Genomic DNA, 20,072 nt, shown 5'->3' with positions numbered 1-20,072 from the left:
CGACCAGGACGGTGGTGCGGCACCGTCACCCGCCTCACCGTCCCGACTCGTCAGGACAGCCCGCCCAAGCAGGGCGCCCACGACCAGGACGGTGGTGCGGCACCGTCACCCGCCTCACCGTCCCGACACGTCAGGACAGCCCGCCCACCGTCACCCGCCTCACCGTCCCGACACGTCAGGACAGCCCGCCCACCGTCACCCGCCTCACCGTCCCGACAAGTCAGGACAGCCCGCCCAAGCAGGGCGCCCACGACCAGGACGGTGGTGCGGCACCGTCACCCGCCTCACCGTCCCGACTCGTCAGGACAGCCCGCCCAAGCAGGGCGCCCACGACCAGGACGGTGGTGCGGCACCGTCACCCGCCTCACCGTCCCGACTCGTCAGGACAGCCCGCCCACCGTCATCCGGGTCAGCCGTCCTGGCACGTCAGGACAGCTCAACCGGGCTTACGCTGAGGGCGCCCCGCGGGGCCGACAGCTGGGAGCCGACATGGACGCGACCGATCCCGCCGGTGGATGCCGGGGACACCGCCCCGGCCGGCCGGCCCCGGCATTGCTGCCCCGCCCGGCCTCCACCGCCCGGCGGGGCGCGTCCACGGTTGCCGATCTGGTCTCCGCCGACACCTACCGCGCGGTCCTCGAAGAGCTGACCGCCCACCCCACGCGCCAGTCCTTCTCCGAGCACTACCGCGCAACCGCCGGCCAGGCCACCGATCGCCTGGCCGCCCTGGCCTACGCGACCCGCGCGGAACCGGTCACCGTCGGCGCGCACGAAACGCTCAACGTCATCGCCGACCGCCCGGGCACCGCGGAAGAGGCGGAACGCCGGCTGGTCTACGTCACCGCCCACCTCGACTCAATCAACCAGACCGGCGGTCTCGACGCACCTGGCGCCGACGACAACGCCTCCGGTGCGGCCGGGGTGCTCGAACTCGCGCGAGTGCTCACCACCGTCGACAACCGGCACGACCTGCGGTTCATCCTGTTCGGCGGCGAGGAACAGGGCCTCTACGGCAGCCGCGCTCATGTCGCGGGTTTGTCCGCAGCGGACAGTTCGCGCATCGCGGCCGTCATCAACATGGACATGATCGGCCGGCGCAACGCCGGCACCCCGTCGGTCCTGTTGGAGGGCGCACCCGTCTCCCAGCCGCTGATCGACGACCTGGCGCGGGCCGCCCACGACACCGGCGAGCTGGAGGTGTTCGTCTCGCTCGACCCGTACGCCTCCGACCACGTCCCGTTCATCGACGCCGGCCTGCCCGCCGTGCTGACCATCGAGGGCCACGACGAGCTGAACAACGACGAACACACCCCGCGCGACATCCTCGAAGCTCTCGACCTGACGCTGGCCGTGGCCATCCTGCGCATGAACGCGACCGCGATCGCGGATATCGCCACGCGCGCATAGCTCGCCACCATCAGCTCCCGTGCAACGGTCCCCGCGACACGGCATCGAGCAACTGCTCCGGAGTGTCCTCACCCCCGCAAGACGAACGCGAACCCGGACATCGCGGCGCGCCCGGCGACCAACGCGACCGCCGCCACACACGTCACCTCGCGCGCCGCGCCCGATGGGCGACAATCGAACGTATGACGATCGACCTGTCGGCCGATCCGCCGCCGCCTCGGCGCGCCGGCCCGCCCGGGATCCGGCGCCGCCAGTTCCTGCTCGCCGGCGCGTGCGGGCTGATCGGCGGCGCGGGCGGGGCGTGGGCGATCGGGTCGCTCGTCCGGCCCGGCCACGCCGGCCCGGTCGCGCACTCGGTGGCCGCGATGGAACCGGCCGCGGTGCCCGGCCGGTTCGTCGATCTGGCCACGGTCGGGCCGTTCGTCACCGTCGAGGTCGGCCGGTCCGGGCGGTGCAGTGTCACCGTCACCGCGACCGTCGCCTTCGGATCGTCCGACAACGGCACGCTGTCCCAGGGCGGCGCCATGGCCTACGAGGCGACCGGCGCCAACGAGCGGCCGCCCCGGCTCGAGGGCGCGGGCCGCTCGTTCTGGTCGCTCAGCGGCCTCGAGGTGCCGTTCAGCGTCACCCAGACGCTGGCCGCCACCACCCTGGTCGAGGGTCTGCGCCCCGGCCGCACGACGTTCACCGCCAAATACCGGGCCGAGGGCGGTTCGCCCGTGCCGGTGATGTTCAGCCAAAGGACGATCACCGTCACTGCGATCGCCTAGAAGTCAAATACCTTGACGCTTTTCTATACGCGTGCGAACCTCCGAATCGAGTCGCCGATCGCCATTCTTGATCGCTTTTCGGGATGTCGTCATGAGTTCCTCCGAGGCCGGATCACGCGCACCGCTCAGCCATGCCCGGCCCACCCTGTTCCTCCTGCACTCGAGCACGGATCGGGAGTGGGTGGACGGATTCCTGCGGCCCGGACTGGGGTTGCCGGACGACGACATCGTCACCGGCGAGTCGTTCCGGCCGGGCGTGGCCATGGTGGACGAGGTGGCCCGGGCGGTCCGGGAGACCGAGTTCACGCTGCTCGTTCTGTCCGACGCATTTCTGACAGATCATTGGGCCACCTTCGGCGGCACCCTGGCGGCACACGCCGACGTGACCGGCCCCGGCCGGGTCGTCCCGCTGATGCTGCATCCGTGCGAACTGCCCCTCAACATCTCCTATCGGGTGCTGCTGGACTGCACCGATCCCGATCGCTGGGGCATCGAGATCGAACGTCTGCGCCATCTGCTGAATGTGCCGGAACCACCGGCCGAAAGAGTGGCCTGCCCCTATCCGGGAATGGTGGCCTTCGGATCGGCGGATGCGCGATTCTTCTACGGCCGTGATCGGGAGACGGACGATCTCGTCCACCGATTGCGGCATCAGAGATTCCTTCTGATCGTGGGTCCGTCCGGCTCCGGGAAATCGTCTCTCGTCACCGCCGGTCTGCTGCCCCGGCTGACCGCGGACGGCGGCTGGTTCATCCGGACCGTCCGGCCCGGCGAGCGTCCGTACGAGGCTCTCCAACTGGCCCTGGACGGCAACTCCGGGCGCATGCTGCTGGTGATCGACCCGCTCGAGGAGGTCTTCGTCCAGGCGTCGCCGGGGGAACGGGAACGTTTCCTGCGGGCGCTCGCGGTGCTCCGCGACTCCGGAGCCTGCGCGATCGTGCTGCTGATGCGGGCGAACAGCTACGCCGAGTTGATGAACAGTCCCCTGTGGCCGGTCGCGCCCGGCGAGCGGGTCGAGATCGTGCCGCTGCGCGAGGCCGAACTCCGGCAGGCGATCGCCCGGCCCGCGCGTGACGTGGGCGTCCACCTCGAGCCGGTGCTGATCGAGCGGCTGATGCACGACGCCGTGGGCGAGCCGGGTGTCCTTCCGCTGCTGCAGGCGGCGATGGTGCTGCTGTGGGAGCGCCGTTCGCGTCGTCTGCTCACCGCCCAGGCGTACGCCGCACTGGGCACCGACGACCGCAGCGGCCTCACCACCGCGATGGCGATCCGGGCCGACGCCGCGCTGGCCGAGCTGTCCCCGGCCCGGCAGGACATCGTCCGGCGCATCCTGCTGCGCCTGGTCCACCTGAGCGACGACCACGGCGACAGCCGCCGCCGGCAGCCGGTTTCCGCCCTGCGCACCGGTTCCGACAACGACGCCGACTTCGAGGCGACACTGCGCCACCTGGCCGACCGTCGCCTGGTGATCGTCAGCGGCGACGAGCACGAGTCCCGCACCGCTGACCTGGCCCACGAGCAGCTGATCCGGGGCTGGCCGACGCTGCGCGACTGGGTCGCCCAGAACCGCGCCGACGAACTGACCCGCCGCCGCATCAGCCACGACGCCGGCGACTGGGCCGGCGGCGCCCGGGAGCTCTATCGCGGCCGGCGGCTGTCGGCCGCGGTCGACTGGTCGCGGCGTTATCCGTACGAGCTGGGGACCCGCGAGAGCCGCTTCCTGCGCGCGGGCCGGCGGTGGCGTGCGGTCCGGCGGATCTCCCTGGCCGCCCTGACACTCGCCTTTCTGGCCGGCACCGTCTGGCTGGCCGTCCCGCAGGTGCAGCAGTGGCGCTGGCGCAACGAGGCCAGCCGCCTCGGCCCCACGGTCCTGCTCCCCGCCGGTGTCGCCCAGATCGGTCCCGGGCCGTCCCCGACGACGTTGCCGGCGCTGCGCTTCGACGTGCACGAGGTGACCAACCGGCAGTTCCGTCTGTGCGTGCGGGCCCGCCACTGCCTCGAGTCGATCTGGCCGATCGACCCGACGATGCCTGCCGGTGACGCCGACGACCAGCCGGTCGCCTTTGTCACGGCCTACCAGGCCGCCGGCTACTGCGCCTGGGTCGGGCGCAGGCTGCCGACCGAGGACGAGTGGGAACGCGGAGCTCGCGGAACGACCGGCCGGACGTATCCGTGGGGTGACACGCCGCCCGACTCCGCTCATGTGGCCGCGGCGTTCGGCGAGGACGATCCCCCGGACGCCGTGCCGGTCGGCGACCACCGCTATGCGGCCGGCGACACTCCCGAAGGCATCACCCATCTGGCGGGCAACGTCCAGGAGTGGGTGAGCACCCTCGTCCGGCCCGACGCCAAGCTCGACCCCGTCCGCAGCGGCCGGTGGCAGCGCATCGGCCCCTGGAACGGACGCGACCGGGTCGCTGTGCTGGCCGTCAAGGGCGGCGGCCGGCTCGACGAACCCGTGCCGATGTCGCTGGTCAACGGAAACAGCCCGACGCTCAGCGACGCGGATACCGGCTTCCGATGTGTCTCCTCCGACCGATGAGGTGAGAACAGTGACCGACAGCCCGGATCCCACGACCGGACACGACCCGAAACAGCAGGACGACCTGCTCGACCAGCTCCTCGCGATGCGCCCCGTCGTCTTCGGCGAACCGGTCGTCGAGGGCGATCGCATCACCTCCCAGGCGCGGCACCCGATGCAGAGCCTCGGGCAACAGTTCTGGCTCAACATCGAGGTGAGTGAGCCCGCATCCCGGGGAGTCGACAACCATCAGGCGGCGCTGCGGGACCTCCGGGCCGGCTTCATGGTGATGCACGTGGCGGATCAGCGGACGACCGAGGACGCCGACGCGGAACCGGCCACCGAGGACGAGACCGAGGCCCTGACGTTCCGGATCGGGCCGCTGGAAAGCTCGGCTCCGCGCGAGTCCGCACTGGTGCAGTTCGGCATACAACAACCCCACCTCGCCGACGGCGACATCGACCACTGGGCTTCGGTTCCGGCCGGTACCACCCACCGTGGTCAGATCCTGGTGACGGGCGGGGCGGCGACTCTCATCTCGGGCGGTCGGAGCAGCCTGCGGGCGGCGCGGAGTCTGAGCGACGCCTACCGGGCCAAGACGCTGAAGGTCCGCGGCGAGGCCAAACCGTCGTCCGCCTATACGTTCTACGGATCGTTCCAGAACCAGGGATGATGACAACGAGCTTGTGGGCGTTGGTGGTCGGCATCGCCGGCTACCAACGGCTCGCCCCGCTGCCGGCGGCCGTCCGGGACGATGCGCTCGCCGTCCGCGACGTGCTCGTCGACGACGAACACTGCGGATATCCGCCGGCCAACGTCACCCTGCTGCTCGACCGGGAGGCGAGCCGCGACGCCGTCCTGGGTGCGCTCGCCCGGATCGCCGCCGGGGCCGGGACCGACGCGAGCGTCGTCGTCTACTTCTCCGGGCACGGTGGCCGGGACGCCGGCGCGGAGTATCTGATCCTCGCCGACACCGATCCGGAACGGCTCGGGCCGACGGCGATCTCCGGCGCCGAGTTCAGCGCGGCCCTGCGGGCGATCCCGGCCCGCCGGGTGCTCGTCGTCCTCGACTGCTGCCATGCCGGCGGCGTCGGCCGGCTCAAGTCCGGGCTGGCCGAGCCCCTCTACGAACGGCTCACCACCGGGCGGGTGATCCTGGCCTCGTCGCGGGAGGACGAGTTCTCCTACGTGCTTCCGGGCGCCTCGCACAGCCTGTTCACCGAACATTTCCTGGCCGGCCTGCGCGGCGGCGTGCCCAGCGACGACGGGCTGGTCCGGGTCTTCGACCTCTTCGAATACCTGCAGCCGCGGGTCACCCGCGACCGGCGCACCCAGCATCCGATCCTCAAGGCCCACGTCGAGGAGAACTTCCCGGTCGCCCTGCGCGCGGGAGGCCGGCCCGAGGCACCCGTCAAGGACAACGACGGTTTCCGGTACGACGCGTACGTGAGCTACGCCGACCGCACCCCCGACGCCGACTGGGTGTGGAACGTGCTCGTGCCCCGGCTGGAACGCGACGGCCTGCGACCGGCCGTGTCGGGCGACTCGGGCGATCCCGGCGTCCCGCACATCGTCAACGCCGAGCGCGGTATCCGTACGGCGAAACGGACCGTGATCGTCCTGTCCCGCGCCTACCTGGCCGATCACACCGCCGGCTTCGAGAACGTCCTGGCCCAGTCGATGGGCGTCCGCGAGGGCACCTACCGGCTGCTGCCGATCCTGCTGGAGCCGATCAACGACCTTCCCGTACGCCTGGAGCAGCTCACCACCCTCAACGTGTCCGATCCCGCCCGGCGCGACCGCGACCTCGACCGTCTGGTCCGCGCCCTGCACGCGCCGCTCCCCCACCGCGACGGGATCAGCTGAGCGGGAAGAACGACTGCGCCCACGGCGGCCGGCCCGACGGTTCGATCGAGGTCACCCATTTCACCCACCAGAATCCCCGGCGGGACGGTGCCACGATGCGTACGGGAAAGCCGTGCCCGTAGGTCAGAGGTTTCCCTCCGACGGCGGTCGCCAGCCACACGTCGTCCAGCGTGCCCGCCCCGAACCAGCGGGCGTAGCCGGTGACCGACCGCACCTTCAGGCTGCGCCAGCCCTCGAGCGGAACCCCGGCCGCGGTCAGCAGAGCGCTCAGCCGTACGCCGTCCCATTCCTGATCGCTGTACCAGCCGCTGGTGCAGTCGAGGGTCGCGGCGAAGTGCTCGTGCGGCAGCGCCCGCACGGCGTCCAGGTCGAACGTGGCCGCACCGACCCGCAGGCTCCATCCGGCCGGATCGACCCGCTGAATGCCGTCGTCGAACCACGCGGTCACCTTGAGCTCGTCCGACGGCACCGACCCGGTGAACCGGCGCCCGGTGGCCGCCCACGTGTCCCAGGCCGCGGTGGTGACGGCCGCGCCCGCACCGAGCACGGCCAGCCGCAGCACGGCCCGCCGGTCGACGTCGGCGCGGCGCGGGCGTACGGCATGACCCACGAAGTGAGCCACCAGGGCGAGCAACGCCCCGACCGCGGCGCCCACGTGAATCTGCATCAGCGTGAGCGGCCCGACGAACTCCACCCGGCCGGTCGAGTGCAGCAGCCCACTGCCCACGGTGACGAGCACGAACACCAGCAGCGCGAGCGACAGCGCTTTGGTCGTCCACTTCCGCCGGGTCTTCCGCAGCCCACGGCGAATGACCACGTACTTCCAGGGCGCCACGAGCAGGATCGCCAGGGCCGCACCGGCGTGCAGCTGAATGAGATCGAGCGGCCAGTCGACCCCGATCGTGTTGGCCGCGATCCCGCTGACCACGCCCACGGCCAGCAGCAGCCCGAGCACGAGGTCGACCCGCCGCCCGCCCTGCCTGCTCCGCAGACTCACCCGCATACCCGGAACGCTACTGCGGGGTCAGGCGGCTTCAGACCGAGACAACGCCCCGGCCTATGCCGGCGGGGACTCGAACAGGAGATCACCCGCCCGTTTGATCCTCAGACCCGAGCCGGGGACCCTGGAGACCAACTGTCCCATCAGGCTTTCCGCGGACGCGCGGGTCAGGTTCGTCGCGACGTAGACCGGGCCGTTTGATGTCTCGACTTTCTTGGGCGCCCAGCCCGATGGCACATGGAGTCGGTCAGTGGCGATGGCCCCGTCGATGATTGTCGCCGCGATGCCCTCGCGCGCCGCGACAAACCTCACCACGTCGCGGAGTGCCCGCGCGGCGGCAACGGGCCGCCGCATACCGTCAGCGTCTTCCAGCGAATAGATAGTGAACTGGCCACGGACACGACGTAGCCGCAGAGAGAGAAGGCTCCACCGGCCAGGCGCGGCCGCTTTGACGTAACGGTCGAGAAACACCGCCAGCAGTTCGTCGTCCAGCCTCCGGACGCCACTCGTCTCGGTCGGATAGTCCATGAGACGCGCGACCTGGCCCGTGTCGAGGTTGGCCAGCACCTCTTCCAGCTCACCAACCGTGGTCACTTCGAGCGCCGCCAAGTGGTCGACGAGCTCGTGAATCGACCACGGATCACCCGGCTCGTCACGGGGAAAACGGGCGGCGATGAACGCGCTCAGCGTGTCGGCGTCAATGGGGGTCGGATCAAGCGCCTCCGTCGGCGGCTCGTCCTCGGAGAGGACAGGCTCATCGGCCGAACCGGCCTCAACGGCCGCTTGGGGCCGGAGTCGCTCCTCGATCTCATCGAAGATCTTGTCCATGTATCGGCGCATGCCGCCCGCCTCGACGAACAGCTGATCCACACGCCGCTTCTCACGCTCGCTCAGCGTTCGGTACGCCTCAGCCTTGTAACGGACGTCGTGCTCGTACTCCGCCCAAGCATGGCCGGCCACACTCCGCACCTGAATCTCCAGACCCTGATATTGGTCGAAGTAGGCGACGAGCGCGGGAAACCGGCGCAGGACGGCTTCGTCGTGTATGCCGGAGATGACGATGTGTTCGCTGTCGTAGCCGTTGTTCCTCTTCTCGCCGGGATTCTCCCTCTCGAGATAAGGACAGCTGCTCACGATCAGCCCGGCCAGGTCGTTACGAGCACGCGTGGTGTAGACGATCACCCGGGCTGCGACACAGTCGTGGATCTCCTTCGCGGGATCCAGGTACTTGGGTGTGCCGTCCTCTCGAGTCTTCTCGGACTTCGTCCGGTAAGAGTCGAAGGTCTTCGGACGCGCCTCGACCAGGTGAGTGTCGATAGCGCCCTCCAAGGCCAGATCCTCCAGGAAGCGCTTCGTTTCCGCGGCCGCATCGGCCAGCGACGGCTGGTTCTGCGCGTAATGCCAGAGGTACGAAGGAACCTGTTCGAAGGACACCCGCGCAGGGTACTGACGCGTCCGTCCGGAAGGGACTGGTCGTTCGGGCTAGCAGGTCAGGCGGATGGCTGACCAGGAGACCGGTGGCAGTACTGCCGTGACCGCATCGCCGTCAAGGCTGACGTCCAGCGGGCGAGGAACGACGCGGTCCGGGGCCGCCTGCGTGTTCGTAGCGGTCAGGTCGGCGTCGGAGACCAGCCACGCCTCGCCGGCCCGCCACGCCCCCGGGAAAGCCGCCGTCGAGAACGTCAGCTCGGTGGAGTCGGTGAGGCTGCGGTTGACGGCGAAGATCGACAGGCCCTCGTCGAGGGTTGCTACGGCGTCGATCACGGGGACGGGTCCGTAACGGTCGGTTTCGTAGAGTGGCGCGTCGACGACCACGTCCAGGACCGTACCGGCGGCCAGGCGGGACGTCAGTGCGTACGGGTGGAAGATGGTCTGGCGCCAAGCGGGACCGTCCGGTTCGGCGCGGATCGGGGCGATCACGTTGACCAGCTGGGCCTGGCACGCCGCCGTTACGCGGTCGCTGTGGCGTAGCAGTGCGATCAGCAGGCTGCCGACCACGACCGCATCGGCCACGTTGTACGCATCCTCGATCAGGCGCGGTGCCGTCGTCCATTCGGTTTGCGGCTCGGCCATGAAACGGCTGTGGTACCAGACGTTCCATTCGTCGAACGAGATGTTTATGCGCTTCGGCGATTTCCGGCGTGCGCCCACGCTGTCGGCGGTGGCGGCCACGCTGTCGATGAAATGGTCCATGTCGACGGCCGAGGCCAGGAAGGACGCCAGGTCACCGTCGACCGGCTCGTAATAGGCGTGGGCCGAGATGGAATCGACCGTGTCGTAGGCGATCTCGAGAACCGTGGCCTCCCACGCGCCGAACGTGGGCATCGACGAATTCGAGCTGCCGCATGCGATGAGTTCGATCCCGGGATCGGCCGATCGGAGCGCACGGGCGGTTTCGGCGGCCAGTCGACCGTACGCGGAAGCGGTTTTGTGGCCGGTCTGCCAGGGTCCGTCCATCTCGTTGCCGAGGCAGAACATGCTTATCCCGTACGGTTTCCCGCCGCGCCGGTCCGACAATGCGGTGCCGCCGGGGAACGTCAGATACTCGTGCACGTCCAGCGCCTCCTGGACGCCGCGGGTGCCGAGATTGAGCGCGTACATGACCTCCACGCCGGCCAGCGCCGCCCAGCGCATGAACTCGTCGATGCCGACCTCATTGGTCTCCAGGCTGTGCCAGGCCAGATCGCGCCGCACCGGCCGTTCGGAAACCGGGCCCACGCCGTCCTCCCAGCGGTATCCGGAGACGAAATTGCCGCCCGGATAACGCACCACGGAGACGCCGAGTTCGCGCACCAGGGCGAGCACGTCCTGCCGGAAACCGTCCGCGCCGGCCGACGGATGCGCGGGTTCGTAGATGCCGCCGTAGACGCACCGGCCCATGTGTTCGACGAACGAGCCGAACGTGCGGCGGGAGACCGGGGCGACCACCCGGGCCGGATCGAGGTGGAGCGAGGCGTGCAGGGTCATTTCAGGCTCCCGACGGACAACCCGCCCTGCCAGTATTTCTGGAGGGTGAGGAAGGCGACGATCAGCGGCACGATCGACACCAGCGAACCGACGATGATGAGGTTCCACAGGGATTGCCCGCCGGCGTTGTTCGAGCTGGCCAATTGCGTCCACAACCCGATGCCGACGGGCAGCGGGAACAGTTTCGAGCTCGACAGCATGGTCAGCGGCAGGAAGAAATTGTTCCAGGTGGTGACGATCGACAGCAGCAGCACGGTGATCACGCCGGGGCGCATCAGAGGCAGCGCCACCCGTACGAACGTACGCAGCTCACCGGCTCCGTCCAGGCGCGCGGCATCGAGCAGTTCGTCCGGCACCGACCCGGCCGCGTAAACGCGCATCAGATAGACCGCGAACGGGCTGAGCAGGGACGGCAGGATCACCGCCCAGACCGTGTCGACCAACCCCACGTTGGACATGAGCACGAACGTCGGGATGACCAGCGCGGTCAGCGGCACCATGACCGCGCCGAGCACGAGCGCGAACACCAGATTGCGGCCGCGGAACGAGTATTTCGCGAAGCCGTAGCCGGCCGGCACGGAGATGACCGTGCAGCCGACGCCGCCGGCCAGCGCGTACAGCACCGAATTACCCAGCCAGCGGCCGAACTCGCCGTTGTTGAAGGTGAACAGGTCGCGCAGATTGGCGACGAGGTGGAAACCGTCGAACCACAGCGCTCCCGAACCGGAGAAGAGTGCCTCGGCGTTCTTCGTGCTGGCCACCAGCAGCCACCACACCGGTACGAGGAAATACGCGCACAGGGCGAGCAGCAGCAGTTTGGCCCCGACGTGGCGAGGTCTCATGTGAACAGCCCTCCGCGCTTACGGGTGGCGTACATGAAGATCGCCACCACCAGGAACACCACGAAACCGAGCGAGAACGAGATCGCCGACGCGTAGTTGAACTGGGCGTAGCGGAAGGCCAGGAAGTACGCGTAGATGTTGGGCGTGAAATCGGGCGTCACCGAGCCGTTGGCGATCGGGGTCAGGATCTGCGGTTCGGTGAAGAACTGCAGCGTGCCGATCAGCGAGAAGATCAGGATCAGCGCGAGGGCCGACGACACCATCGGCACCTTGACGCGCAGGGCGATCTGGCGCGCGTTCGCCCCGTCGATCCGGGCCGCCTCGTAGAGCGATGTGTCGATGCTCCGGAGCGCGGCGTAAATGATGATCATGTAGTAGCCGGACCACTGCCAGGTCACCACATTCAGCAGACCGTAGAAGATGTTCCCCTGGCTCAGCAGAAACGGTGCCCGCACGTCGAACGCGGCCGCGACCTGCTCGATCGGGCCGAAACTCGGGCTGTAGAGAAACCCCCACATGAGAGCACCGAGAACGGCCGGTACGGCGTACGGGAGGAAAATGACCAACCGGCTGAATCGAGCGAGCCGGCCGGTCACCTCGTCGAGCACGAGCGCCGCGATCAGCGCCACCAGGATCTGCAGCGGGATCACGACGACGCTGAATTTGAGCACGAACCGCAGGCCTTTCCGGAACGACGGATCGCCGAAGGCCCGCGTGTAATTGTCGAATCCGGCGAACGTCGTTCCGGTGGCCAGGCCCTTGGTATAGAGGCTGAGGTAGCCGGCATAGAGCAGCGGGGCCAGCAGAAACGCCACGAAGACGAGCAGGAACGGAAGAACGAAGAGCCATCCCGTACGACGTGCGGTCATCGTCAGCTCACCGTGAAGCCCTGCGTCTTGGCGTATTCGACGACCTGGTTGTGCAGATCGGTCGCGGCCTGGGCGCCGGTCGTCTTACCGCCGAGAATCTTGACGATCTGGGCCTGCAGCTGGGCGTAATAGAACACCGTGAACGGGCTGTAGACCGCTCCCTTGTACGCGTTCTCGGCCGGGATGTAGATGTCCTTGTTCGCGGTCTGCCCGTTGAAGAAGCCGACCTTGGCGTTGACGAACTCGTCCGACTTCAGCACGCCCTGGTTGAGCGGGAAGATCGTCTGCGTCTTCCAGCCGTCGGTCAGCGAGGCCTCGTCGGCGTAGATCCCCATCGCCACCTTCGCCGACAGGGCCTTGTCGGCGGCCTGCGAGGTGACCGCGAACGCGGACCCGCCCCAGTTGACCGAGACCGGGTTCGCCGCGTCCCACTGCGGCAGCGGCGCGACGGCGAACTTGCCCTTGTCCTTGCCCGCACCCACGCCCGAGCCGGTGAGATAGCCGGGCGCCCAGGCGGCCGAGACGTACGTGGCGTACTTGCCGCCGACCATGCCCGCGATGTAGTCGGTGGTGAACTGGTCCTCCTTGCCGACCAGCCCCTTGGCCGCGAGGTCGCCCCAGTAGGTCAGCACGTCCTTGGTGGCCTGGTCGTCCAGCTTGATCGTGATCTTCTGCTTGTCGGCCAGGTCGTAGACGAACGGTTGCGCGCCCTTCTGGATCATCAGGGCGGTCGTCACGGCGGGTACGTTGCTGCCGAAGTCGCCGAACACCGGGCCGCCGGCCGCTTTCACCCTGGCGGCCGCATCGGCGTACTCGGACCAGGTCTTCGGGGGTTTGATCCCGTACTTGTCGAAGACGTCGGTGCGGTAGATCAGCGCCATCGGGCCGCCGTCGACCGGGATCGCGTAGACGGCGTTGCCCTGCGAGACGTCCTTCCAGGCGCCGTCGCTGAAGTTCTTCTTGACGTCACCGGCGCCGTAGGGGGCCAGGTCGACCAGCGCGTCCTGGATCTCGAAGCCGACGAGCTGGTCGGCCTCGAGCATGATGACGTCGGGCGCGCCCTTCCGGGCCGAGATCGCGGTCTGGAACTTCTCGTACTCGGGCTGGCCCTGCCCGGCGTTGGTCCAGCACACCTGCACGTCGGTGTGCTGCTGGTTGAAGTTGTCGACGACCTTGGCCATGTTCGGGTACCAGGCCCAGACCAGCACCCGGGGCGCGGCCTCGTTGACGATCTTGTTGGTGCAGTTGGTCGGCTTGGCGGCGGTTCCGGCGTCGCTCTTGTCGTCGCCTCCGCAGGCGGACGTGGCGAGCACGAGGGTCAGGCCGAGCACGGCGGCGGGGATCTTGCGCATTCCTGGCCTCCTGAGTCACGGCGCGCCGTTCCCAGGGCAGCGTCCATCACCGACAGTGATGCACACGTGCCACGGCACGCTGTGGATGGGATGCCGAGGAGGGTGAGGGGAGTGCACTCTCGCCGGTGAAGATGCGTTGTAAGGTGCGATTGCAGCGCTGCAAAAGAGCATGCCCCCGGTCGTCGCGCCCTGGCAAGGGGTAACCGGCCGGAAATATCGAAGGACGTGATCAATGCGGGAAACTACGCTGCGCGACGTCGCGGAGCTGGCCGGCGTCTCGCCGCGCACCGTCTCCAACGTGGTCAACGGCTACGCCCGGGTCACCGACGCCACCCGTGCGAAGGTCGAGCGCGCCATCGCGCAGCTCGGCTACCGCCCCAACGTGCTGGCCCGCAACCTGGCCAACGGCCGCTCGGGTCAGATCGTCGTCGTGGTGCCCTATCTCGACACCCCGTACTTCGCCGAACTGCTCCAGGCGATCATCCCGGCCGCGCGGTCGGCCGGCTACAACGTGCTCGTCGACCAGACCGACGGCGACCCCGCCCACGAATCCGCTCTCCTCGGACGGGGCACCCGCCAGTTGCTGCTGGACGGCATGATCTTCAGTCCACTGGGGCTTTCCCAGGACGATCTGTCCGTACGGGATCCGGCCCTGCCCCTGGTCGTGCTGGGTGAGCGCCGCTCGGACGGAACGTTCGACCACGTCGGCATCGATGACGTGGCGGCCTCCACCGAGGCGGTCGGCCACCTGATCGAAATCGGACGGCGACGGATCGCGGCGATCGGCGACCAGCCCTACCCGACCGGGGAGGCGGCCCAATTGCGTACGAGGGGATTCCGCGCCGCCCACGCCACGGCCGGCCTCGCCGTCGACGAGTCGCTGGTCATCGGCACCGCCCGCTTCAACCGGGCCGACGGCGCCACCGCGATGGCCGCGCTGCTCGACCGGGACGACCCGCCGGACGCCGTGTTCTGCTACAGCGACCTGGTCGCGTCCGGGGCGATCCATACGATTCTGGGCCGGGGGCTGCGCGTACCCGAGGACGTGGCGATCATCGGCTACGACGACATCGAGGACGGCCGGTACGGGCGGCCCACGATCAGCACGATCTCCCCCGACAAGGCGGCCATCGCCCGCACCGCGGTCGAGCGCCTGGTGCTGCGGATGGGCAGCGCCGACCCGGTCCCCGGGATCGAGGTGCGCGCCGCCCACCGGCTCGTGCCGCGGCAGAGCACTATCGGCGCTTCCCGGCCCCGATGAGAAGCGGCCACATCATGCTGACCTCGGGCTGCTCCCGGCCGGCCCGGGCGATCGCGGCCAGGAACTCGTCCCGCTGCGCCTCGGTGATCAGGCCCTTGGCCAGCGCCACCGGGGCGATGCTGGAATAGGTGGCGGCCAGCATGCCCGCGGTGTCGGCCATGGTGCCGAACCGGCCGGCCACATCGGTCAGGTCGGGCACCCCGATCCCGGCCGCGGCGAACAGCCCCGGCAGCCGGGTGCCGAGCCGGTAGTCGCGGCCCGCGGCCTCGTACGCACCGAGGAAGACCCGCCGCCACTCCTCGGTGACCGGCAACGACGGGAAACTCTCGGCCGAGTCCATGTCGTAGTCCTGCACCACCAGCCGGCCACCCGGCGCCACCCACCGCCACATGCGGCGCAGCACGGCGGCCGGGTCGCTCACGTGCAGCAGCACCAGCCGGCCGTAGACCAGGTCGAAGCCGCCGGCCGGCACGGCGTCGTCGTCCCGCTCGACGTCGGCCGCCACATAGGTGCCCCCGGTGTCCGCAGCGGCCCGCCGACCTACCTCCTGGTCCAGATCAATTCCGGTCACGGTCGCGCCGCGCGAGGCCATCAGCCCCATCACCGCGCCGGTGCCGCACCCGACGTCGAGGCAGCGGTCACCGGGCGACAGACCGACCAGGTCGAGCAGCCTTCCGGTGGCCCGCTCCCAGACCGCCGCCTGGCGGCGGAGCCGCTCGTACTCCTCGGCCGTGCGGCCCATGACGTAATCGCTCATCGCGCCTGCTCCCCCTCCGACTGTCGTGCATGTGCCTTCAGGCTGGTCCGGGCCGGGGTGCGGGGTCATCGTGGAGGCGATACCGAGATTTGGCCGGTCGGCCGTCGCAGGTCGGCTTCGGCCGGTCGGCCGTCGCGGGCCGGCCCTCGCGGGTCGGCTTCGGCCGGTCGGCCGTCGTGGGTCGGCCCTCGCGGGTCGGCGTTGGCCGGTCGGCCGTCGCGGGCCGGCTTCGGCCGGTCGGCCGTCGTGGGTCGGCCCTCGCGGGTCGACTTCGGCCGGTCGGCCGTCTCGGTTTGGCGTTGGCCGGGTGGCCCTGGCTGGACCGTCGCGGGACAGCCTTGGCCGGCCGGCTCTGACCGGAGAGAAGCGTGAGGTGACCGAGACGCGTGGACGTGCCGCCGAACTGGCCGTGCTGGCCGGTGGCCTCGACGCGGCCGTAGCCGGATCAGGGCGGCTGGTCACGATCGAGGGCGTCGCCGGCATCGGCAAGACCACCCTGGCCACGGCGGCGGTATCGGAGGCGCGGGCTCGAGGACTGACCGTCCTGCGGGCGCGCGCGAACCCGCTCGACCAGGACTTCCCGTTCGGCGTGGCCCGGCAGGCGTTCGCCACACTGCAGGCGGGCGACGGGTGGGCCGGGCTGTGCCGCGGACCGGCTGCGCTGGCTGACCGGGTGCTGGCCGCGGGCGAGCCGCTTGACGGGCCCTACGCGGCGACGCACGCTCTCTACTGCCTGACCGCCGAGGTCGCCCACCGAAACCCGGCCGTCCTGTTCGTCGACGACGTGCACTGGGCCGATGTGGCATCGCAGCACTGGTTGGCCGCGCTGGCCCGGCGGGTGGACGAGCTGCCCCTGACCCTGGTGTTGACCGTGGACACCGGGCTCGCCGCAGGCACCGCGCTCGCCGCAGGCACCGCGCTCGCCGCGGACACCGGACTCGCCGCAGGCACCGCGCTCGCCGCAGGCACCGCGCTCGCCGCAGGCACCGCGCTCGCCGCAGACACCGGGCTCGCCGCAGGCACGGGCCGGGCGATCCTGAGCGAGTTGCTGGCCGGCACGGTGATCGCGCTCGGGCCGCTCGATCCGCCCGAGTCGGCCGAGCTCGTGCGACGGCAGTTCCCCGACGCCGAGCCGTACTTCCTCGCCGCCTGTCACGCGGCCAGCGGCGGAAACCCGTATCTGCTGAACGCTCTGATCGCCCATGCCGACGGTCACCAGGCCCCCGCGGTGAGCCCGGCCGAGGTGGCCCGCTGGGTGTCGCGGCGGCTCGCGCGCCTGCTCGACGGCTGCACCGGACTGGCCACCAGCTTCGCCGTGCTCGGGCCGGAAGCGCGCATGATCGACGCCGCCACGCTGGCCGGGCTGACGCCGGAGCGGGCCGCGGTGTGCGCGGACACCTTGCGGGCGGCCGGAATGCTGGTCCACGACGGCGACCCGTGGCGCACGGTCGGACAACGCGCCGGGGCGGCGCCGGCCAAGCCACCGAGACACTCGAGCAGCCAGCGCGTCCCCGACGGGCCGACCGCCCACCCCGGGGGACGCGCAAATGAGCATCGCGTCGCCGACTGGTCGCCGGCCAATCCGATGATCGCGGCGGCCCTGACGGCGCGGCTCGGCCCGGCCGAACTCGCGCTGTGGCACGCCCGGGCAGCGGACCTGCTGGCCATGCGCGGCGCCGACCCGGAACGCACGGCCGTGCACCTGCTGCGGGCCGAGCCGGCCGGCCGGTCCGATGTGGTCGCGCTGCTGCGCTCGGCCGCCGCACGGGCCGTCGGCCGCGGAGCACCGGAGAGCGCGGCGACCTACCTGCGGCGCGCGCTCGACGAACCCGCTCTGGACCCGGACGACGACACCGCCATCCGGCTCGACCTCGCGCTCGCGCTGGCCGCCGTGCGTCAGGACGACGGGCCCACACTCGCCTACGAGGCCGTAGCCCGGATCACCGACCCGGCCGCCCGTGCCGAGGCCGCCCTGCGCTGCGGGCGCGCACTGGCCATCAGCGCCCACGGAGCCGCCGCGATCGCCGTCTGCCGGCTCGGGCTCCCCGCGCAAAAAGCCGCGCTACTGCCCACCCCGCCCGACCAGGGGGCGGGCCGACCGTACGCGATTCCAGCCGAGCTCGCTTCCGCGCCTGTGGACGACACGCCCGGGAGCGCCGTCGAGCCCGGAAACGGCGTCACGCCCGGAAACGGCGTCACGCCCAGTAGCGCCGTCACGCCCGGAAACAACGCCACGCCGGGAAGCAACGCCACGTACACAGCCGGCACGACGACCAGCCAAGTCGAGCGCACGAAGACAACCACAGCCAGCACAACGACCAGCGAAACCGCGAGCACAGCCGCACAGACGACGGCAACCAGCGGAACCACGACCACCCGCGAAGGTGCCGGCGCGGGAGCGCTTGTGGACGACACGCCCGGGAGCGCCGTCGCGCCCGAGAGCAGCGCCACGCCCGGAAGCAAAGTCACAGCCGGCACGACGACCAGCCACGTCGAGCGCACGAAGACAACCACAGCCAGCACAACGACCAGCGAAACCGCGAGCACAGCCACACAGACGACGGCAACGACCACCAGCGGACCCACGACCACCCGCGAAGGCGCCGGCGCGGAAGCGCCTGTGGACGACACGCCGAACAGCCGTGCCGAGGGCGCAACTGTGGATAACACCGCGGCGCGACTGGAAGCGGAGATCGCCGGCGCGGGCGGCCTCGACAGCCGGACCATGGCCCTCTCCCGCGACCTGGCCGAACGATGCCGGAGGCAGCCGCCCCCGCTGCGACTGTGGCGAGTCATCGAGGCTGTGGACGACACGTTCCGCGGAAGACCCGCCCGCGACAACCTGGCCCGGCTGCGTCCGCTACTCGACGACGGCACCCTCGACGCCGAGCACGACTCGGTGCTGCCGACGGTGGCCGGGCTGACGCTGATCGCCAACGGCGCGCTGGACGAGGCCCGCACGATGAGCGAGGCCCTGGCCCGGGCGGCCGGGGCGCGGGGCTGGCTGAGCACCGTCGCGCACGGCCGGTTCCTGCGGTCGCTCGCCGTGCTGCCCGCGGGGCTGGTCACCGAGGCCGTGGCTGACGCTCGCGCGGCCGTGGATTTCAAGCTGACCAGCAACACGCCGCCGCAGGGCGTGCTGTTCGCGTTGTGCCCGCTGATCGACGCGCTGATCGAGGCGGACCGGCTCGACGAGGCCGCGTCGCTGCTCATCGGGGAGCCGCCGCCGCACGCGCTCAGCGGCCCGATGTTCCTGCAGAGCCGCGGGCGGCTGCGGTGGGCCCAGGACCGGCCGGCCGAGGCGATCGCCGACCTGCGTGCGGCCGGGCAACGGTGGGACGAGCTGGGCGTACGGCATCCGGCTTTCGCCACCTGGCGGGCCGACCTGGTCGCGCCGTTGCTGGCCACGGGCATGCCGGCCGACGACCTCGCGGCCGAGCATCTCGCGCTGGCCGAGGCCGCCGAGGCGCCCGGACCGCTGAGCACCGCGCTGCGGGTGGCGGCGGCGGTGGCGGCCCGGGACGAGCGCGTGTCGCTGCTCGAGCGGGCGGTCAAGACCTGCGACGGCACGAAGGAGCGCCTGGCCCGGGCGTACGGAATGGTCGCTCTCGGCAGTGCTCTGCGACGGGCCGGGCATCGGGATCAGGCGCGCTTTCCCTTGCGTACGGGCTTGGAGCTGGCCGCCGAAGGAGGCGCGCACCGGCTGGCGGCGCGGGCCACGGCCGAACTGCACGCGGCGGGCGCGCGACCTCGCCGGGCCGCCACGCACGGGCCGGACGCCCTGACCGAGGCCGAACGGCAGGTCGCCGGGATGGCCGCGGACGGGCTGACCAACCGCGAGATCGCCCAGCGGCTGGTGCTGAGCCGCCGGACGATCGAGACGCACCTGGCGCACTCCTACCACAAGCTGGGCATCACGAGCCGCCGTGAACTGCCGGACGCGCTCAGAACCCGTACGGGGAAATGAGCACTTTGAGGTCTTGGGTGGTGACCTCCTCCTGCAGGAACACCACCCGGTAGACGAGGTAGCCGACCCAGGCCTGCGCGGTCAGCACGGCCGGGAATCCGGGCGGCGCGGACCGCTCGATGATCGTGACCAGGCCCGCGCACCACGGATGCAGGATGTCGCGCAGATCGGCCCGGCCCGCCTCGCCCCGCGAGCTCATCGCGCCGGCCACCACGCTCGCGTCGCCGTAGCGGGTGAGCGTGCCGAGCAGCGCCTCGAGTTGAGCCAGGGCCGTGTCGGGCAGCTCGGCCGGGGCCAGCTTGGCCCGGACGGCGTCGGTGACCAGCGCGGCCTTGTTGGGCCACCAGCGGTAGAGCGTCATCTTGGCCACGCCCGAGCGCTCGGCGATCCGCTCCATGGTCACCCGGTGGTAGCCGATCTCGGTGAGCAGCTCCTCGGCGGCGGTCAGGGCCGCGGCCTGCGCCCGGGGGTCACGCTTCCGGCCCGGCATGAA

The 20,072-nt window shown here is 70.5% G+C and carries 15 protein-coding genes; 7 read left to right on the top strand and 8 right to left on the bottom strand.

Annotated features, from left to right (window positions below):
- Window positions 1–489 precede the first annotated feature (489 nt).
- The 5 genes from KOI35_RS22450 (at window position 490) to KOI35_RS22430 (ending at window position 6,564) form a co-directional block, all read left to right on the top strand.
- Window positions 490–1,407 carry a M28 family metallopeptidase gene (locus KOI35_RS22450; RefSeq protein ID WP_215789452.1) on the top strand — a complete coding sequence of 306 codons (918 nt, stop codon included), beginning with the start codon at window positions 490–492 and terminating at the stop codon, window positions 1,405–1,407.
- Between the two features lie 182 nt (window positions 1,408–1,589).
- Complete coding sequence (locus KOI35_RS22445) at window positions 1,590–2,177, top strand: hypothetical protein (protein ID WP_215789450.1); 588 nt, start codon at window positions 1,590–1,592, stop codon at window positions 2,175–2,177.
- 91 nt (window positions 2,178–2,268) lie between these two features.
- Window positions 2,269–4,719, top strand: coding sequence for an nSTAND1 domain-containing NTPase (locus tag KOI35_RS22440; RefSeq protein ID WP_215789447.1), 2,451 nt, complete (start codon window positions 2,269–2,271; stop codon window positions 4,717–4,719).
- A gap of 10 nt (window positions 4,720–4,729) precedes the next feature.
- Window positions 4,730–5,371: a hypothetical protein gene (locus tag KOI35_RS22435; protein ID WP_215789444.1), complete on the top strand. Its 642-nt coding sequence runs from the start codon at window positions 4,730–4,732 to the stop codon at window positions 5,369–5,371.
- On the top strand, window positions 5,371–6,564 hold the full coding sequence (locus KOI35_RS22430) for a caspase family protein (RefSeq protein ID WP_215789443.1): 1,194 nt from the start codon (window positions 5,371–5,373) through the stop codon (window positions 6,562–6,564). Before KOI35_RS22435 ends, KOI35_RS22430 begins: the two co-directional genes overlap by 1 nt.
- Here the strand turns inward: KOI35_RS22430 and KOI35_RS22425 are convergent.
- The 6 genes from KOI35_RS22425 to KOI35_RS22400 are packed head-to-tail and all read right to left on the bottom strand — an operon-like array spanning window position 6,557 to window position 13,594.
- Window positions 6,557–7,567, bottom strand: coding sequence for a molybdopterin-dependent oxidoreductase (locus KOI35_RS22425; RefSeq protein WP_215789442.1), 1,011 nt, complete (start codon window positions 7,565–7,567; stop codon window positions 6,557–6,559). The two genes, KOI35_RS22430 and KOI35_RS22425, sit on opposite strands and share 8 nt — an antisense overlap.
- Before the next feature lie 54 nt (window positions 7,568–7,621).
- On the bottom strand, window positions 7,622–8,998 hold the full coding sequence (locus KOI35_RS22420) for a RelA/SpoT-related domain-containing protein (RefSeq protein ID WP_215789441.1): 1,377 nt from the start codon (window positions 8,996–8,998) through the stop codon (window positions 7,622–7,624).
- Window positions 8,999–9,046: 48 nt separating this feature from the next.
- Window positions 9,047–10,531, bottom strand: coding sequence for an arabinosylfuranosidase ArfA (gene arfA / locus KOI35_RS22415; protein WP_215789440.1), 1,485 nt, complete (start codon window positions 10,529–10,531; stop codon window positions 9,047–9,049).
- Window positions 10,528–11,373, bottom strand: coding sequence for a carbohydrate ABC transporter permease (locus tag KOI35_RS22410; RefSeq protein WP_215789439.1), 846 nt, complete (start codon window positions 11,371–11,373; stop codon window positions 10,528–10,530). Before KOI35_RS22410 ends, arfA begins: the two co-directional genes overlap by 4 nt.
- Entirely contained in the window at window positions 11,370–12,242 is an 873-nt protein-coding gene (locus KOI35_RS22405; RefSeq protein ID WP_215789438.1) for a carbohydrate ABC transporter permease, read from the bottom strand. Before KOI35_RS22405 ends, KOI35_RS22410 begins: the two co-directional genes overlap by 4 nt.
- Before the next feature lie 2 nt (window positions 12,243–12,244).
- Window positions 12,245–13,594 (bottom strand): ABC transporter substrate-binding protein, encoded by a 1,350-nt coding sequence (locus tag KOI35_RS22400; protein ID WP_215789437.1) that lies wholly within the window; start codon window positions 13,592–13,594, stop codon window positions 12,245–12,247.
- 232 nt (window positions 13,595–13,826) lie between these two features.
- Between KOI35_RS22400 and KOI35_RS22395 the strand changes: the two genes are divergently transcribed.
- On the top strand, window positions 13,827–14,855 hold the full coding sequence (locus KOI35_RS22395; RefSeq protein ID WP_215789436.1) for a LacI family DNA-binding transcriptional regulator: 1,029 nt from the start codon (window positions 13,827–13,829) through the stop codon (window positions 14,853–14,855).
- On the opposite strand, the gene KOI35_RS22390 is transcribed toward KOI35_RS22395, so the two are convergent.
- Entirely contained in the window at window positions 14,830–15,612 is a 783-nt protein-coding gene (locus KOI35_RS22390; RefSeq protein WP_215789435.1) for a class I SAM-dependent methyltransferase, read from the bottom strand. The two genes, KOI35_RS22395 and KOI35_RS22390, sit on opposite strands and share 26 nt — an antisense overlap.
- Before the next feature lie 373 nt (window positions 15,613–15,985).
- Between KOI35_RS22390 and KOI35_RS22385 the strand changes: the two genes are divergently transcribed.
- A complete protein-coding gene (locus tag KOI35_RS22385; RefSeq protein WP_215789434.1) occupies window positions 15,986–19,579 on the top strand; it encodes a helix-turn-helix transcriptional regulator in 3,594 nt (1,197 codons plus the stop codon).
- Here the strand turns inward: KOI35_RS22385 and KOI35_RS22380 are convergent.
- Window positions 19,557–20,069, bottom strand: coding sequence for a TetR/AcrR family transcriptional regulator (locus tag KOI35_RS22380; RefSeq protein WP_246613464.1), 513 nt, complete (start codon window positions 20,067–20,069; stop codon window positions 19,557–19,559). The genes KOI35_RS22385 and KOI35_RS22380 overlap by 23 nt on opposite strands.
- Window positions 20,070–20,072 lie beyond the last annotated feature (3 nt).

The sequence above is a fragment of the Paractinoplanes bogorensis genome, from assembly GCF_018829635.1.
GTDB lineage: Bacteria > Actinomycetota > Actinomycetes > Mycobacteriales > Micromonosporaceae > Actinoplanes > Actinoplanes bogorensis.
Note: the sequence above shows the minus strand (reverse complement) of the source record. Positions and strands in the feature narration are given on the sequence as shown.